The organism is Prevotella sp. oral taxon 317 str. F0108 (genome assembly GCF_000162415.1).
Classification (GTDB): domain Bacteria; phylum Bacteroidota; class Bacteroidia; order Bacteroidales; family Bacteroidaceae; genus Prevotella; species Prevotella conceptionensis.
The window spans coordinates 1,046,475-1,064,127 of the sequence record NZ_GG740072.1; the positions used below are offsets into that span (position 1 = coordinate 1,046,475).

A 17,653-nucleotide genomic window follows, 5' to 3' on the forward strand; every position below is an offset into this window, starting at 1 on the left:
AAACGAAGTAGAACATTTAATTAACGGCCACAAGCGAGCAACAGGATAACAAGAGCACAAAAATAAGCGTGCCTTTGACTCGCATCAAACCAAACAACAGACATGCACCATATTTCAAATAAGAAAGGATTATTGGCTTTAAGTCCGCTATTCGTGTTTATCGTGATGTATCTCGTCACGTCTATTGTAGCGGGCGACTTCTATAAGATACCCATTACGGTGGCTTTCATGATTTCGAGCATGTATGCCATTGCCACTTCGAGGGGCAAACCTTTGGCCGAACGGATAAACGTGTTCAGCAAAGGTGCCAGCACCAACAACATGATGCTGATGTTGTGGATATTTGTTTTGGCTGGTGCCTTTGCCAATTCTGCCAAAGAGATGGGCAGCATTGATGCTATGGTAAACTTCACGCTCAATGCCCTTCCAAGCAATCTGTTGCTTCCTGGCATCTTCCTTGCGGCCTGCCTTATCTCGCTTTCTATCGGAACAAGCGTTGGAACCATTGTGGCGCTCATCCCCATTGCCGCGGGCATTGCCCAAAGCACGGGCGTTAATCTCCCACTTATGGCAGGAATAGTTGTGGGCGGTTCGTTTTTCGGCGACAACCTATCGTTTATTTCCGACACCACCGTGGCCGCTACCAACACGCAAGGCTGTCGGATGAAAGACAAGTTCCTTGTGAACATCTATATCGTTTTGCCTGCTGCCCTTGCCATTGTGGCCATTTACACGTTCTTGGGCTTTGGGGTTGCAAGCACACATGCCCCTTCAAGCATACAATATCTCAACATTTTGCCCTATGTGTTGGTTATCGTTACGGCCATTTTTGGAATGAACGTGATGGCCGTACTTACGCTTGGCATTGGCATGACGGGCATTATCGGCATTTGGAACGGTGCCTACGACCTCTTCGGGTGGTTCCATTCGATGGGCGAAGGCATCGTGGGCATGGGCGAACTCATCATCATCACCATGCTGGCAGGTGGCCTTTTAGAGATTATCCGCATGAATGGCGGTGTAGACTATGTCATCAACAAGCTTACGGCACGCATCAACGGCAAGCGCGGTGCGGAGGGAACTATCGCCCTGCTCGTTGCATTGGTAGACGTGTGCACGGCCAACAACACCGTGTCTATCCTCACAGTGGGCGGCATAGCCAAAGATGTATCGCAGCGTTATGGCGTAGACAGTCGCAAAAGTGCCAGCATACTCGACACCATGTCGTGCTGCATTCAGGGCATCATCCCTTACGGCGCGCAGCTACTTATGGCAGCAGGTCTGGCTAAAATCAATCCTGCGCACATCGTGCCATATCTCTATTATCCCTTTGCCATTGGCCTAGCCACCATCTTGGCCATTGTTTTCAGATACCCCAAAAAGTATAGCTAACAACAACTAGCGATGGATGTCATAAAGAGAAACTTTTTCGCCTTGCTGCAAACGGGGGCGTTCGGCAAGATGCAACATGTTGAACCCATGTCGGCTTACAAATGGCGCAAGTTGTTTGCCATGATGGGTGTTCACGATGTGTTGCAGTTTGCTTTGGCGGGTTACACTAAGCAGCAATACCAAAACGTGCGCCATATCCCCCAACCCATCCTGCACGACTTAAAATCGCATCCGCAACTCTCTTTGGACGAGATATACGCTAGTTCTCGACTTTCGAACAAGTTCTTGAACAATCGGTTGAAAGCCATCAGAGAAGGCGAGCCACATGCGATGGACACATCTATCGAAACGTTGCATGTGCTCAATATCATCGTACATAATGTGGAAGATACGCTTAACAAGGGTGTTGTGCTAAGGGGTATCGTTGATTTGGGCATATATCTCCGGACAATGGGCCATAAGGTAGACTTCGTCAAATTGGAAAGTTGGCTCAACCGGTTGCACATCGAAAGCTTGGCACAATTTCAAGGCAGCATACTTATACTGCTCTTAGGTTTCGAAGAAGATGAAGTGCCATTCACCAAGCGCATAATGGGCGATGCCGAGAAGGCCACGCTCAAATCGGTTGAGCGTACTGCAAAAGACACAAGCGAAAAGTGGGACTTTAAACAAGACAAATCGCTGTGGCTGCACGCCAATTCGGGGGCCATTAAACAAAGCATGAGACGCAGCTTTCACTACCTTTTGTATGCACCGATAGAGACAATCAGCAACCTTACCTATAAATTTGCTAAAAATCTTTCGGAATTGGAAGAATAATGCGTTTATAATACTGCCACTCTAACTACTTTTTGTAACTTTGCATCTATGAAGAAATTACTTATCGTTTTGGCATGCGCATTATGTCCTTTTGGGGCTAATGCCCAAGAAGGATACTACATACAATGCGAAGACACTTGCAACCACATACACGGCATAGATATCAGCCATTATCAGGGGCAAGTGTTTTGGGAAGTCATCGGCGAAAACTCGAAGATGGCATACGTGTACATCAAAGCCTCCGAAGGTGGCGACCGCATCGACCCTAGGTACGAACGCAACATACAACTGGCTCATCAATATGGGCTGAAAGTAGGTTCGTACCACTTTTTCAGGCCCAAAACCAACCTCACTAAGCAGTTGGAGAACTTCATGACACAATGCAGGCCAGGCGACCAAGACCTTATACCGATGATTGACGTAGAAACGAAGAGCGGATTGTCCACACCCGAATTCCGCGATTCGCTTACCAAATTCATCACGCTTGTGGAAGAGGCGTATAAACAAAAGCCGCTCATCTACACCTTCACCAACTTCTACAACGCCCACATGCAGGGCGCGATAGACGGCTATCCATTGATGATTGCCCAATACAACGCCGTCGAACCCGAACTTAAAGACGGACGCGACATCACCATGTGGCAATATACAGGCAAGGGACGGATTAACGGTATCAACGGATTTGTAGACAAGAGCAGGTTTCTTAAGAACCACGGCTTGCGCGAGATACGTTTCCACCACTAACCAATTATCATCAAACAATACATAAAAGGAAAACAATATGGCAATGATTAAATGTCCGGAGTGCGGTCATGTAATTAGTGACAGAGCTCCCTCGTGCCCTTCATGCGGCGCGAAAATCGAAAACGAAGTTGTTAAATGCCCCGTTTGCGGTGAGGCTTACTTTAAGGAGCAAGCCGAATGCCCCCACTGCCACCACCGCACGGCAAATGCTTCGACCATGGAAAATGAACACCCCAACAACGTTGTTCCCCCTGCGCCACAGTCTCCTTCGGCAGGCGTAGCAGATACCAACGTTCCGCAACAGCTGTCTAACAATGCGTATGTACAACCAACGGTTACCCCTGTTGCTGCTCAACAGCAACAAAACGTATATGGCAGCAGCCAAGGCATGCAATCGCAAGCCAGCCAACCTGTAAACAACGCCTATCAAGGTCAACCTGTACAGCCAACGCAACAACAAGGCGGTTATCAGGCTCAACCGGCACAGCCTACACAGCAACAAAGCGGCTATCAGGCTCAACCGGCACAACCCACTAATGGACCTCAGTCGCAGTTTGGCAACCCCCAACAGCCTCAATACGGACAGGTTCCACCACAAACGCCCCCTCCAGGCACTCAGCAACCGCAAAATAAGAACATCTTAACCATTGCTCTCATCTCGGTTGTTGCATTGCTCTTCATTGGTCTTGGCGCATACTTCTTCTTTGGTTCATCTGGTAACAAGGAGCAACAGGCCTACGAATACGCCCTTAACAGCAACGACCCAGCTGTGCTTGAATCGTATCTAAACAATTATAGAGATGCAGACCCGATGCACCGCGACAAGATTAGCCAACAGCTAGCCCAACTTAAACAAAGCGAGCTAGACTGGACTAACACGATGGTGAGTGGGTCGAAGACGGCTTTGGCTGATTTTCTAAGCAAATACCCTAACAGCACACACAAGGCAGAGGCGGAACGCAAGATAGATTCGCTTGACTGGTTGGTGGCTAAAAAAGCCAATACGACAGAGGCCTACAACCTATATGTTACCGAACATCCCAACGGCGTATATATCGACGAGGCTAACAACAGCTTGAATGTGGCCAAAACTAAAAACATTACGCCGAAAGAAAAAGAAATGCTGGCTTTGGTGTTCCGTAGTGTGTTCCGTAGCATTAACGACCGTGACGACGAAGGGCTCACTTCTAACTTCAGCGATTTCCTAAGTTCGTTCCTTGGAAAGAGCAACGCCTCGAAAAGCGATGTCATTGCCTTCCTCAACAAAATTTATAAGGACGACATCACGGCTATGGAATGGCGCGCCAACAACGACATGAAGATTACGAAACGTGAGATTGGTATCGATGAATACGAATATAGCGTTGACTTCTCTGCAAAACAAAAGATTGAACGCGAAGACGAGGGCCAAGAAACAGAGGCTAACTACCGCATTAAGGCGAAAGTGAACCCCGATGGAAAGATTACAGAACTGAACATGGTTAAGGTGATAAAGTAAATACGCAACCACAACTCGCTTTGTCTGCCATGCCTTGACCTGTGCTTATCGTTAAACGATATCGGTTAACTGCCTTTCATATAATATTCCCACCTTTGGTTAGGGTTACCATCCCTGCGCCAGAGTGGGGATATTTTTATGCAGAGGTTAAACCCGAGTCGGTCTTTAGACCGCTTATCAAATATCTGAAGTTGTTTCCATTGTTTCCATTGTTTCTATTGTTTCTATTCATCTTTCATTTGCTTGTTGACCCTATTTCCTATCTTAGCCTCTAGCCGTAACCCGTCATGCCTCCTAGAATAAGGCCCGCAATAGGCCCATGCAACTTAAAACGCACAAAAAAGGTTCTTCCTGAATTTGGTGTGATATCGTTTAACATCTAATTATCAATACCTTTTTGTGAGCTCTATTCTTTCACATCACTTTATTTACTGAATATTAAAGAATATAAAGGGCTAAAATAAAGACTACAAAATCTATACTTAGCTTACATGGGATTCCATACTACAAAGAGCTTATGTTTAAGGGTTTACAATACTTATTTATCAGCAAGTAGCCTGAAAAAATAACCATTAATCTTCTGTTGACCCCTTTGTGGCAGGTTGTAAGGGGTGTCAGTGATTTAGACCTTTGCAGCTTAAAACGCATAAAAAAAGGCGCACCAAAGGTGCGCCCGTTCTCTCATTTCACTTTACGTAGAAATTACATGTGAGCTGTTGAATCGTTAGCAGCGGTGCTGTCGTTAGCAGCAGTGCTGTCTTGAACGTTAGCGGTGTCATTAACCGTGCTGTCTGCGTTAGCAGCAGGAGCGTTCTTCTTATCATTGCAAGATGCGAAAGATACAGCAGCGATAGCTACGAAAGCCAAAACTAATTTTTTCATTTTCTTTGCTTTTTAAATCTGTAAAACAATCATTTGTTTATTAAAACATTGCAAAGGTAAACATTTTTCCAATACGACGTATCGTTTTTTAGCATTATTTTTCAACTAATTCTGTAACTTTTCTATATATTACTGTATATCAACTCCTTACAGAATAGTTAAAAATCAGCCCAGCACGTCCAATTTAAGCAATTTTACTCATAAACTAGGCATTTCACCGTTTTTAAATGAGTGTCTAGCCGTGCATGTGTGCGTCCACAAACGAAAGAGGGAGCAAGTCTTTGATTGACGAAAGCTCAAAAATGCGATTTTCTCCATAGAGAAGAATGCGGACAGGCTGCTTATATCGGTCTTCCATTTCTAACACCACTTGCCTACACGCACCGCAAGGCGTTATTGGCTGTGAGAGGAAACCCTTTTCGTTGCGTGCTGCCACAGCCATAGCAACGACGGCTTGCTCTGGACGTTGCGATTGGGCAGCGAAGATGGCCGAACGTTCGGCGCATAAGCCCGACGGAAAGGCAGCATTCTCTTGGTTGGCACCTATTACCACGCTGCCATCGGCTAACAAAAGGGCCGCACCCACATAAAACTTTGAATAATTGGCGTAGGCATTGTTGGTGGCCAGCTTGGCTTGTTCCAGCAAATAGCGGTCTGCCTCGTTCATCTCATCAAATGCAAATTCGCGAATGCGAATGTTAAGGTCTATCGTTCTCATAATATATATATTATCTTCTACTGCTTATTCCTTATATTCGTACGCCCCTAAGTCGGGCTTGGCATCGCGCGCCACTCCCTTTCTGTCGGTAGGCAATGTCCACAATGCGTTAGCCGCGTCTATCGCGCCACTACCCTTCTTCAATCTGAAATCGTAATAAAGGTTCTTCTCGTCGAACACCGCAAACGTGTTACGGGGCGATTGGGTTGTATCGGTGGCGTTCTCGTAAGTTACGTTCTCAAACTTCGCATTCGTGTAGGGCACTTCCAATTTGGGCATCCTGATACGACTATCTCTAAAAGTCATCAGCAGTCCCTTGTCTTTTTCTTCTTTCCCCAACATCAATATATCGTTGGCATAACCCGTTAAAAGGCTGTTTTGTACCACCAAGTTTGTCAGCGGAAACTTGTTGAACGTTACCCACAATGCTGCGCCCCGGTTCGCTCCAAAAGGGTAAAACTGGGCCAAAGTGCAATGCGTTAGCGATACTTTTCCGCCGTTTATGCGCACACAATCGTTCTGCGTGTTGGATATTTGGCAGTTTTGCATCTCTATCTGGCTGTTGTCTGCCAGCACGCCAAAGCCTTGGCAATTGTGTATTGTCACGGCTTTCATAACTAATTTCGTTTTAGAAACATCCGACGAGTCTACTCGCAAACCATCGAAAGAGCTATGAAGGTCCATGTTTTCAAACTCGTTGCCATACGAATGTTCGTAGATATGCACGCCTGCCCACTGTCCACTCACGCGGTCGTAAGGCAAATAGCTGAACATCTTGTCCAATCTGTCGCCGCGCAACACCACATTAGCCTCGGCCGTTCCCTTAACCAGTAGCCGTCCATACACGTCAATTCCAGCCTTATCGTGAAAAAACAGCATAGTTCCTGGGGCTAAGGTTAGTGTTGCCGCACTGTCAACCTGTATCTTTCCATAAACAATGATGGGTGTTTCGCCTGTTAATGTAGTGTCGCGCCGTATGCGAAGGTTCTTCACCGAACGCGCTTTCCAGCTACGCGCACGAAGTAGCACGCGTTGTTCCATGCCGCCAAGCTGACTAAAAACTAATTTGTCTTCTATCAGTTCTAATCCTTCTGACGTTGCCTTTGGAGATGTCAGCTCAACAAAAACTCGGATGCTATCGTTCTTGCGCACCTCTAAATTATTCGTTTGAAATCCCGATTCAGAACTTAAATATGTGCCATCCACATTCACCCGATAGCCTTGCTGATTGCCGCCAGCCAAGCGCACACTAGACAGTCGCACGTTGGTACCCAAACGGTTGTACACCCAAAAAGTACGTGTAGACGTGGGTACATTGGCAAACACGGTGTCCATGTCAACCGTATCTGTTGAGAAATGGAGGGGCGAAACCGAAGAAGATGTGGTGAAATCGTCGTCGGAACACGAGAATAACATGCAGAATATCGAGATTATAAAACAGGCGTACTTTACTTTCATACTGATAATAACGTGTTTCAAACAAATATATTGCCGATAAAACGGGAAAAAGAGTGCGTAACCAGCCTATGAATAAGCACGCAAACAAACCTGTTACCTGTTCTTCTTCCTAATATACCATTGGTGCGTAAAGACAACATATAAGCCGAAAGCCAAGATAAGGCAGGCTAACGAGGCCGACAATGCAAGGTGAATGTCTTCGGCAAAGAAGAAGTAGCCAACGAAAAGACCTGCCGCCAGGCCGCTCTCCCAACCTAGCATGTAAGTGCTTACGGCCGTTCCACGCTGACAATGCTTACTCAACTTGATGAAGAAGAGCAAGAAACGCGAACCAATAAGACCAATACCAAGCCCAACGAACACGGGCGAAATGTAGTTTACAACCATTTGCTTGCGCGTTAATATCATCATCAAGGCCGCAGCAATGAGTATTGAACCTGCCACTACCTGACTTTTTAGGTCGGCATCTACAAAAGCAAAACGTTCGGCCAGCAGGGCTATCGCAAAGCCTACCATCACCATAGCGTAGAACATGGCGGTGTATTGGGTGGACATAAGTATGCCAACCGACAGGCAAATGAGGAAGAGATTGAGGAAAAGCCACTTTGCATCGGGCAAGAAAAAGCGGTCGCCACTAATCTTTTTCACTCCATCGTCGGGCGTTCGGAAAGGAAATTTTACTGTGGCAAGCAGTAGATATGCAACCAAAGCCAAAGCTGCACTGGCAAAAAGAGGACTGAAAGAGGTGCGCGCAAAGACAATGCCAAGCATTGGACCGAGCGACAAGGCAAAGCGACCGAACCATGCAGAGGCATGGTTGGCCTCGGTACGCTGAAAAGATTCGCTCTTATCTATTATCAACGTACTAGACAATATCATCTGTACTAAGCCGAAAGCTGCACCTAAAACGATTCGTAAAAACAACAATAAGCGGTATTGTAACCACGACTGTTGCAGCTCGCGCTCTACTAACCAACAACCTAGCAGGGACAAAAACACCAAAGCAATGGCCCAAAGGCAAACCCTGTTGCGGCGATAACGCTGAACAAGCCAATTGCAAAAGCCGCCCAAAAGAAACAGTCCGATGCCGTAAACACCCATTACTGTTCCAACGGCTTGTTGGGAAAGGCCAGCCGTACCCAACATCCAAATGGGCAAAATGGGGATGAGCATATACACCGACATGGTTATAAGCAGGTTGGTAATGGCCAAAATCCAAAAGTCGGCATGCCAAAGACTGATGTGTACTGGGGTGTTTTGGGTGTCCATAGCTTCGTTGTTAATTGATAATCATGAAGTGAAGGTGAAGAACACGAGCGTTAATAGTCGGCGTAATGAATGTCCTTTATATGTAACAAAGTTAATACGACTCGTCTACAGAGGGGAATGTCGTCGATTTAACGTCGGCAATGTAGGCCTGCACGGCATCGTTCATCTGCTGTCCTAGATTGGCATACTGCCTTAAAAACTTAGGTTTGAAGCCCTGCGTAAGGCCAAGCATGTCGGCATATACAAGGATTTGGCCATCGGTTGCGTTGCCTGCACCAATCCCAATCGTGGCGCACGATACACGTTTCGTTACCTCTGCGGCCAAATCGGCAGGCACTTTCTCCAGGGTTATGGCAAAACAGCCGGCCTCGTCTAGGGCAATGGCATCGACAATTAGCTTTTCGGCCTCGGCCGTTTCTTTTGCCCTAACGCCATATCCACCAAACTTATGCACGCTTTGTGGGGTTAGTCCGAGATGCCCAATAACGGGAATGCCAATGTCTACCAAATATTTAATCGTGTCGGCAATCTCTTTTCCCCCCTCCATCTTCAAGGCGTCCACACCCGTTTCTTTCATGATTCGCACGGCATTGGCCACAGCTGCCTCCTTAGAAACTTGATAAGTGCCAAACGGCATGTCGCATACAACGAGGGCACGATGCACGGCTCGGGCAACACTTCGGGCGTGATATATCATTTCGTCGAGCGTAATGGGCAAAGTGTCAGCATTTCCAGCCATCACGTTAGCGGCCGAGTCGCCCACCAAGATGCCGTCAATACCTGCTCCGTCAATAATCGTCGCTGTGGTGAAATCGTATGCCGTGAGCATAGAAATCTTCTCACCTTGACGTTTCATTGCCACAAACTTGTTTGCTGTTACCTTTTTTATGTCAGTATTTAAATAACCTGCCATTACGTTCTTTCATTTTCAATTAATGGAGTTCGAGCTTTGCCCCAACTCCATTTTGCCATATATTGTTGTAAATTTAGGGCAAAGTTAAGCATTATTATCCATATCTGCAAATTGTGTTAGTTAAAGACGCGGTACGCAAACAAGTTGGAAAGCGCATGGCGTTAGTCTTTTTCTGATGTCACAGCCTGATGTCTGACACTTGCGAGATAACCATTTCCACCTCTTCATTGGTCATGGTAGGATTTAACGGCAAGCTTAACTCTTCGCGATGTATGCGTTCGGTGATGGGCAAAGCAAGGGTATTCCACTCGGAGTAGCATTTCTGCTTGTGGGGCGGTATGGGATAATGAATGATGGTTTCGATGCTGCGCTGGTGTAATTCGCGCTGCAATAATTCGCGTTTGGCACATAGCACGGGGAATATGTGGAACACGTTGTTGGCCAAATAGTCTTTGGTTGGCAAGGTTATGGCTGTGTTTTGGATGCCGTCAACATACTTTGTGGCGATGGCCACGCGCAGTTCGTTGTCCTGATCGAGCCATTTAAGCTTCTCGCAAAGCACTGCGGCCTGCATTTCGTCCATCCTACTGTTCTGCCCCACGTAGTCGAACACATACTTCTTGCTCGAACCATAATTGCCCAATGCTCGCACAATGTTCGCCAACTCTTCATCGTCAGTGGTTACACCACCGGCATCTCCCAGTGCACCGAGGTTCTTTCCTGGGTAGAAACTGTGGGCAGCCGCATGGCCTACACTACCTGTTCGCCGCCCTTTCCATTGGCATCCATGAGCTTGCGCGTTGTCTTCTATCATCAAAAGTTGATGTTCCTCGCAAATGGAAAGCAACTCATCGGTAAAGGCACACTTGCCATATAGATGCACAACAAGCAGTGCTTTGGTTCGCTTGCCGATGTGTTTTGGCATTTGTTGCGCATCTATCTGGAACGTATCTGCATGTGGTTCGACCAAAACTGGCAGCAAACCGTTAGACGTTATCGAAATGATTGAGGCGATATAGGTGTTGGCTGGCACTAGTATCTCGTCGCCAGGGCGTAACAAACCTTTCTCAATGTAGGCCTTGAAGATGAGCGAAAGGGCATCCAATCCATTTCCGCAGGCCACACAATGCGTCGTGCCGATGTATTGGGAGTAGGCTTTTTCAAAAGCTTTTACCTCGTTGCCCAACAGGTACCAACCACTATCCACCACCCTGTTAACAGCTTGTTGTAGCTGTTCGCGATGTAGGGCGGTGTATCTTTGAAGGTCGAAATACTTTAACATGACATGAAAGGAAACTTATACATTATTATATATAACATCGCACAAAGGCATGCAGACACTTGAAGATAACGTTAGTGCAAAGCCTATGGCGTCCATTCGTAGGTGTCGTAACACACGCCACGCCCGCCAAAGCCTTCTTTTTGGAAGATAAGCTGTTCGTTTAACCGTCGTCCGCGGTCTTCGGTAGACTTGCCAAAGTCGAAATAAGGCTTGTCAACAAACACTTCGTCGATGAGATAACGAAACAAAAGGTCGAGCGCACCTACGGCCTTACCCTTGGCCGATGCAGATATATATTGCACATGCACTACGCGTGGCATAATGTAGAGCACTGTTCCTGCCACCATTTCATTATCTAAATAGGCTGCATAAAGGCGGATGTGGCGAGAGAAAAGGTTTGCCAACATCGTTATTTCGGTAAGCGAATGCACAGGATTAACGGCGTATCGCTGTTGCAAGTTGGCAGATAGTATATCCCAAAAAGCGGCAAAATCATTGCAGGGCATAACTTCCACACCTGCTCTTTTAGCCTTTCGCAGACAGTCTTTTCGCGACTGACTGAAAGTCAACTTATTCTCTTGCGAGATAGTAGAGGATATTTCGCGAGCCGTTAGACGTGCATTGCAGACATTGAAAAGCGCATAAAGGTCTTCTTCGGCAGGCAATTCATGGTATATCCACGGCACGGGGCGATACACAACGCGTGTTATTCCCGCATTGCGTAACCACGTATTAAGGCATTCGAACACCTGCATCACCTTAACCGCCCTACCCCTCTTGTCGGTTATCAGTCCTCCGTAGGTCAACCCACTATGCGAAGTCACGCTCCCATCCCTTTCCTTATTGAGCGGCAAAAGAGCCACCAAAGATTGCTTATGGAATATAAGAAGTGAGAAATCGGTGAACCTTTGGCGATGGTAGTCCATATAATCGCGCAAGAAAAGGAAGGTTCCGTTTCGGCTTTTGCGAACGAAACTGTCCCATTGGGCTTTCAGTTCAGGCGTATATCTAACTATTTCGTACATTCGAAAATTACAGGATGGGTATTAAAGCCTATATAAGACACGATGCAATGCACCGCTATTTTATATCTGCGAGATACCGAAGAAAGTCGTCGTACTCGCGAATGTAGTCGTCTTCATCGAACGGTTCGGATGCTAAAACCAAACAAACAGCTCCTGAAGAGAAGTCGTCGAGCGTTCGCCACACGTCTGTTTCAATAAGCAAACCTTGATAAGGATGGTTAAGCAACACTGTTTTTTGCTCTTCGCCGTTGTCTACCGTTACATGGAAACTACCACTAAGGGCGATAAGAACCTCCTTACACAACTTGTGCGCATGCCCTCCGCGGCATTCACCGGCAGGCACATCGTAAACCCAATAAGCGCGTTTTATGGCGAATGGAACATCTGTCAATGCCTGCGCCACAGTGAGATTACCACGCGGATCGGTTATCTTGGGAAAGTCGATAAGAGCTGTGTTCAAGTGTTTCATTTCTTGTTTATCAAACCTTTAAGCATCTGCCATTCGGGTGTTACAGCCAACCTACGCAAGTCGGTGGCTATGTTTTCGGCCGTTTGGGCATCTGTTTCGTTCTTTGCCTGTGCCAATTGGCGTAACGTAAGCCTTGTTTTACCAAACAGGCCATAGAAAGAAATGAGCCGTTGTTCGTTCAAGGTTGGCAACAGGTGGAGCAAATGTTCAACATAATGCCCCACCTGATGACTCACCAACTTGGGATTTTGACCAAAGCTGATGAGAAAGCTATGCAGCTCTGTACTAATGCTATCCATTAACGGTTGCCGTACATCTCTTCGTAATACTTTTGATAATCACCGCTTGTTACTTCGGCAATCCATTCTTGATTGGCCAAGTTCCACTCGATGGTCTTAACTATACCATCGGCAAACATGGTTTCGGGATACCAGCCCAGTTCGTTTTTAATCTTCGTTGGGTCGATACCATAACGCAGGTCGTGTCCCAATCGGTCGGCAACATACGTAATCAGGTCTTCGTTTATCCAGTCGGTGCGTATCTCTCCATTAGCATCCAATTCTTGTTTTTTAAGCACGTGGCGAAGGTCTTTGTTGCTGTCCATTAGTTGGCGAATGGTCTTAATAATCAATTTCACAATGTCGATGTTCTTCATTTCGTTGTGTCCGCCAACGTTATACACCTCGCCAACGCGCCCTTCGCGCACAACAAGGTCGATGGCCTTACAATGGTCTTCAACGTAAAGCCAATCTCTAACGTTCTCGCCTTTGCCGTAAACGGGGAGTTTCTTTCCTTCTAAAATATTGTTGATAATTAGCGGAATAAGTTTTTCGGGAAAATGATATGGACCGTAATTGTTAGAGCAACGTGTGATGCTTACGGGCATGTGGTAAGTGTCGTGGTAAGCCATGACAAACATGTCGGCACTGGCTTTCGATGCACTATATGGGCTATGGGGGCACAAAGGCGTAGTTTCCATGAAGTAACCCGTGTCTCCTAGCGAGCCATAAACCTCGTCGGTAGATACTTGATGGTAGCGTTTGCCGGCCTTCCATGTGGGATAACCCGTTTCGTCTTTACCCGTAACCCAGGCCTTACGCGCCGCATCCAGCAGGTTTTGGGTGCCAAGAATGTTTACCGAAAGAAACAGCTGTGGGTCTTCGATGCTGCGGTCAACATGACTTTCTGCGGCAAAGTTAACCACATAGTCGATTTCGTTGTCGGCAAAAAGACCGTTAACCAAGTCGCGATCGCGTATGTCGCCACGAACAAACACGCAGCGTTTGTCGTCGATGTTGTTCTTTATCGTACCCAAATTGCCTGCGTATGTAAGTAGGTCTAGTACAATAACTTTGATGTCTTCGTCCTGGTACTTCTTTTCCAAGAGATACTTAATGTAGTTGGCGCCGATAAAACCAGCTGCCCCAGTTACGAGATAGGTTTTCATATAAAAAATATATTTATCTGTTTTTATTATTGTCTGCTAATGTTATTACTTCACAATCGGTGAATTTTTCACCCTCAATAGTAAGCCTAACGAGTGTTCGTTCCTTGTGGAATCCCGATATGCCTGCTGCTCCGGGGTTGATGTGTAGCATGTTCAACGTCTTATCGTATTGTATTTTCAAGATGTGCGAATGCCCCGCAACGAATAGTTTAGGCGGACTAGCATAGAGTGTGGCCTGTATGCGCGGGTCGTAATGCCCTGGATAACCGCCGATATGAGTCATCAAAACGTCTACATCCTCTACCTTAAAGCGTAACCGCTCTGGGTATAGGCGGCGCAGGTCGCCACCATCAATGTTGCCATGCACAGCCCTTAGCGGCTTAAAGGCGGCCAAACGCATGGAAACTTCCAACGAGCCGATGTCGCCTGCATGCCAAATCTCGTCGCATTCGGCAAAATAGGTCAAGTACCTGTCGTCCCAATAGCCGTGGGTGTCGCTCAAAATACCTATTCGCCGCATTGCTTAGAAAACTTTGTTTCAACAAATCGTCCAAGGAAATCGACCGTACCCCTTACGCCCAAGATGGAAGAATTGATGCAAAGGTCGTACGAGAACCCATGCCCCCACGTCTTACCCGTATAGAAATCGTAATAGGCAGCTCGGCGTTCGTCGCCTTCGTGAATGATGGCGGCAGCCTTTTTCTCGTCGCATTGCTGGCGTTGCATCACGCGTTGAATACGCTCTTCGAGGTTTGCCGTTACGAAAAAACTAATCATACGTGGAGCATCACGCAGAATATAGTCGGCGCACCTACCCACGAACACGCAATTGTCAGCCTCGGCAGCCTTGATAATGGCCTCGCTTTGAAACTTGAACAACGTATCTTGCGACAGCTCGTCTTGGAACATGCCGTGTTCTCCGCCGATAAGCGGGAGATTGTAGCGGAAGAAACTTTTGCTAAACGCCTTCTGCTCATCGTTGCGTTCGAAAAGCCGCTCACAAAGTCCACTTTCTTTTGCGGCAAGGTTCAACAACTCGCTATCATACATTTTATAGCCCAAGCGTTGCGCCAACAATGAGGCAATTTCCTTGCCGCCACTGCCAAGCTGTCTGCCCACTGTTATGATAATATTCGAAGTTTCCATTGCTATAATGTCTTTTGTTTGTTGATTTTACGCATAAACAGGACCATGATAACGGCTGTTACTAAGGCCGATGTGGTATCGGCAACGGGCATAGACCACCATACGCCGTCTACACCATAGAGTGTAGGCAGCACCAAGAGCAGCGGAATTAAGAACACCAACTGCCTTGAAAGCGAAAGGAAAACGCTTATCTTGGCCTTGCCGATGCTTTGGAAGAAGTTGGCGATAACCATTTGATAGCCGATGATGGGGAAAGACATCATCGTTATGCGCATGGCATGCACCGAAAGGGTGATGAGCGTTTGGTCGGACGTGAAGAGCCTAACGCACTGTTCGGGGAAAAACTCGCCTACCACAAAGCCCGTTGTGGTTACGCATGTGCCGCAAATTACGGCGTATTTCAACACGCGCATCATGCGGTCGAACTTCATCGCTCCATAATTGTAGCCTGCAATGGGTTGCATACCTTGGTTAACACCGATGGTTACCATCACGAAGATAAAGGCAATGCGGTTGATGATGCCGTAGGCACCAACAGCCATGTCGCCCCCATGCGACACCAAACTGTTGTTGATGATGATAACCACAAAGCAAGCGCACACGTTCATGGAAAAGGGAGACATGCCAATGGCAAGGATATTCTTCACCAAACGACTGCGCAAGCGATATATTCCGCGCTTGAAGTGTATAAATTCAGACTTTTTGCTGAACATCACCAACTGCCATATCAGGGCAAGCAGCTGGGAAAGCACCGTGGCGTAGGCTGCTCCGCGTATGCCTAGTCCTAGTGGCCAGATGAAGATTGGGTCGAGTATGGCATTGATTATCACCGTGAAGATGGTCATATACATAGACAATTGGGGCTTGCCCGCCGCCCGTTGCAGGGCGTTAAGACCAAAATACAGGTGCGTAACAACGTTACCAAGGAGGATAATCTCCATGTAGTCTTTGGCGTAAGGCAGCGTTTGGGCACTCGCCCCAAAGAACATCAGGATGGGTTCGAGAAACAAAAGGCTGATGATGGAGAAACAAACGCCCGTTATGATGTTCAGCATCACAGTGTTGCCAAGTATGTTTTGGGCGGCTTCATAATCTTTTTGCCCCAGCTTTACCGAAAGCAAACTAGACGCTCCCACCCCTACTCCTGCGCCAAAAGCGGTGGAAAGGTTCATCAACGGAAAGGTAATGGCAAGCCCAGAGATAGCCAAAGCGCCAACGCCCTGCCCAATAAAGATACTGTCAACCATGTTGTAGAGCGAGGATGCCGTCATGGCAATGATTGCAGGGACGGCATAGCGCACAAGCAGCTGCCCCACTGGCTTTGTACCTAACTCTAATGTTGCTTTCTGATTATCCATCAATATAATTCGGTTTATCCTGCAAAAGTACTAATTATAGCTGGTTTCCACAAATTACCTGCTCATTATTACCAACTTTCTAGTTGGCAACGCACTTGTAGTAGATGTTTAATGGTGAAACGAGCTTTTAAACCCATTTTCTCGTTAACTGGTCTATTCATTGGCTTGTCAACTGATTAACTCGTAAACGGTCTACTCGTTAGCTTGTTCACTCTCGTTGGTTTGTCAACCCGTCAACTGGGCTACTCGTTAACTAGTCAACATGTCAACCTGCCAACTCGCTAACTTGTCAACGCCTCAACTTGTCTGTTTCTGTCCGCTTTTCAGCAAGAATTTTAACATTATGAGTACCCTTTTCGTTCACCAATCGCTCACCTAGTCGCAAAAAATCGATTCTCGCGAAGGTTGTTTTTGAAGTCAATGGGGGTTAGCATGTGAATGCTGCAAAATGAATTTTTATTTAAAATCATCGTCATTTGCACCAGATTTTGGACCATTTGGTGCAAAACGCAGTGCAATTTGGTGCAAAACGCAGTGTGTTTTGGTGCTAAACGCAGTGCATTTTGGTGCTAAACGCAGTGCATTTTGGTGCTAAACGCAGTGCGATTTGCTGCAAAACACACTGCGAAATGCTGCAAAATGCAAGTCGAAAAGTATAAATATCCACAACAATGGTATAAACAATACCTTTTAGAACCATTAAAAACAAGACTAAAAAGGGCAAAATAGCCGTTAAAAGTAGGGTTTTAGGGTCTAAAAGGGCGTAATTGGGCGTGAAAAATTACGAGTCAACGACCAAACTAGAAAGGCAAAATGGTGCAAAATGCAGGTTCTATTCTTAAAAATAGACAGGACAAAAGACTTGAAAGACTAGATATGGTAGTAATTTACCTACTTTTTAACTTATATTTTCGCTAGAACGGAGTGAGAATTTGACGGGTATTGTAAAGTAAAAAGCAAGAATTTAAGTTTTGTGAATTTAAAAGTTTGTAAGTTTAAGAGTTAGTAAGTTTAAGAGTTGATGAGTTCTTGAGTTCGTAAGTTGATGAGTTGATGTATTCGGTAGTCGTTGGGTTTTCGTGAGTTCATAAACCAGCGAGTTGGTCTTTCGGGCACTTCGTATATAAGAGGGGTGTTTGTATTGTGTTGGCATCACAAAGACAACAAACTCATCTCTATTTATCGCCATAGTAAAAGTACAGACGACTCCAACATCTAAATTTCTGCTTATAT

General features: G+C 46.4%; 17 protein-coding genes. 4 read left to right on the forward strand and 13 right to left on the reverse strand.

Going from position 1 to position 17,653, the window contains the following annotated elements:
• The first annotated feature begins 102 nt into the window (after positions 1–102).
• The 4 genes from HMPREF0670_RS03860 to HMPREF0670_RS03875 are packed head-to-tail and all read left to right on the forward strand — an operon-like array spanning position 103 to position 4,453.
• Complete coding sequence (locus HMPREF0670_RS03860; protein WP_009229861.1) at positions 103–1,392, forward strand: Na+/H+ antiporter NhaC family protein; 1,290 nt, start codon at positions 103–105, stop codon at positions 1,390–1,392.
• 12 nt (positions 1,393–1,404) lie between these two features.
• On the forward strand, positions 1,405–2,211 hold the full coding sequence (locus HMPREF0670_RS03865; protein WP_009229862.1) for a hypothetical protein: 807 nt from the start codon (positions 1,405–1,407) through the stop codon (positions 2,209–2,211).
• A gap of 48 nt (positions 2,212–2,259) precedes the next feature.
• Positions 2,260–2,955, forward strand: coding sequence for a glycoside hydrolase family 25 protein (locus tag HMPREF0670_RS03870; RefSeq protein WP_009229863.1), 696 nt, complete (start codon positions 2,260–2,262; stop codon positions 2,953–2,955).
• 37 nt (positions 2,956–2,992) lie between these two features.
• A complete protein-coding gene (locus HMPREF0670_RS03875) occupies positions 2,993–4,453 on the forward strand; it encodes a zinc ribbon domain-containing protein (protein WP_009229864.1) in 1,461 nt (486 codons plus the stop codon).
• A 702-nt stretch (positions 4,454–5,155) separates the two neighbouring features.
• Here HMPREF0670_RS03875 and HMPREF0670_RS03880 read toward each other — a convergent pair.
• From HMPREF0670_RS03880 to HMPREF0670_RS03940, 13 genes are all read right to left on the reverse strand, one after another.
• Entirely contained in the window at positions 5,156–5,335 is a 180-nt protein-coding gene (locus tag HMPREF0670_RS03880; RefSeq protein ID WP_019188460.1) for a hypothetical protein, read from the reverse strand.
• A gap of 235 nt (positions 5,336–5,570) precedes the next feature.
• Positions 5,571–6,053: a cytidine deaminase gene (gene cdd, locus HMPREF0670_RS03885; RefSeq protein WP_009229865.1), complete on the reverse strand. Its 483-nt coding sequence runs from the start codon at positions 6,051–6,053 to the stop codon at positions 5,571–5,573.
• Between the two features lie 24 nt (positions 6,054–6,077).
• Positions 6,078–7,511 (reverse strand): right-handed parallel beta-helix repeat-containing protein, encoded by a 1,434-nt coding sequence (locus HMPREF0670_RS03890; protein WP_044077675.1) that lies wholly within the window; start codon positions 7,509–7,511, stop codon positions 6,078–6,080.
• Between the two features lie 93 nt (positions 7,512–7,604).
• Positions 7,605–8,780 (reverse strand): MFS transporter, encoded by a 1,176-nt coding sequence (locus HMPREF0670_RS03895; RefSeq protein ID WP_009229867.1) that lies wholly within the window; start codon positions 8,778–8,780, stop codon positions 7,605–7,607.
• A gap of 91 nt (positions 8,781–8,871) precedes the next feature.
• Positions 8,872–9,693 (reverse strand): 3-methyl-2-oxobutanoate hydroxymethyltransferase, encoded by an 822-nt coding sequence (panB, locus tag HMPREF0670_RS03900; protein WP_009229868.1) that lies wholly within the window; start codon positions 9,691–9,693, stop codon positions 8,872–8,874.
• Positions 9,694–9,871: 178 nt separating this feature from the next.
• Positions 9,872–10,975: a DegT/DnrJ/EryC1/StrS family aminotransferase gene (locus HMPREF0670_RS03905; RefSeq protein WP_009229869.1), complete on the reverse strand. Its 1,104-nt coding sequence runs from the start codon at positions 10,973–10,975 to the stop codon at positions 9,872–9,874.
• A gap of 83 nt (positions 10,976–11,058) precedes the next feature.
• Positions 11,059–12,000 carry a GNAT family N-acetyltransferase gene (locus HMPREF0670_RS03910; RefSeq protein WP_009229870.1) on the reverse strand — a complete coding sequence of 314 codons (942 nt, stop codon included), beginning with the start codon at positions 11,998–12,000 and terminating at the stop codon, positions 11,059–11,061.
• A gap of 55 nt (positions 12,001–12,055) precedes the next feature.
• A complete protein-coding gene (locus HMPREF0670_RS03915; RefSeq protein ID WP_009229871.1) occupies positions 12,056–12,469 on the reverse strand; it encodes a sugar 3,4-ketoisomerase in 414 nt (137 codons plus the stop codon).
• Complete coding sequence (locus HMPREF0670_RS03920) at positions 12,466–12,768, reverse strand: hypothetical protein (RefSeq protein ID WP_009229872.1); 303 nt, start codon at positions 12,766–12,768, stop codon at positions 12,466–12,468. Before HMPREF0670_RS03920 ends, HMPREF0670_RS03915 begins: the two co-directional genes overlap by 4 nt.
• Positions 12,768–13,916, reverse strand: coding sequence for a dTDP-glucose 4,6-dehydratase (rfbB, locus tag HMPREF0670_RS03925; RefSeq protein WP_009229873.1), 1,149 nt, complete (start codon positions 13,914–13,916; stop codon positions 12,768–12,770). Before rfbB ends, HMPREF0670_RS03920 begins: the two co-directional genes overlap by 1 nt.
• Before the next feature lie 13 nt (positions 13,917–13,929).
• Positions 13,930–14,436: a metallophosphoesterase family protein gene (locus HMPREF0670_RS03930; RefSeq protein ID WP_009229874.1), complete on the reverse strand. Its 507-nt coding sequence runs from the start codon at positions 14,434–14,436 to the stop codon at positions 13,930–13,932.
• Complete coding sequence (locus HMPREF0670_RS03935; RefSeq protein WP_009229875.1) at positions 14,424–15,062, reverse strand: AAA family ATPase; 639 nt, start codon at positions 15,060–15,062, stop codon at positions 14,424–14,426. The genes HMPREF0670_RS03930 and HMPREF0670_RS03935 overlap by 13 nt, the downstream gene beginning before the upstream one ends.
• A 2-nt stretch (positions 15,063–15,064) precedes the next feature.
• Complete coding sequence (locus tag HMPREF0670_RS03940) at positions 15,065–16,420, reverse strand: MATE family efflux transporter (RefSeq protein WP_009229876.1); 1,356 nt, start codon at positions 16,418–16,420, stop codon at positions 15,065–15,067.
• Positions 16,421–17,653: the final 1,233 nt, after the last annotated feature.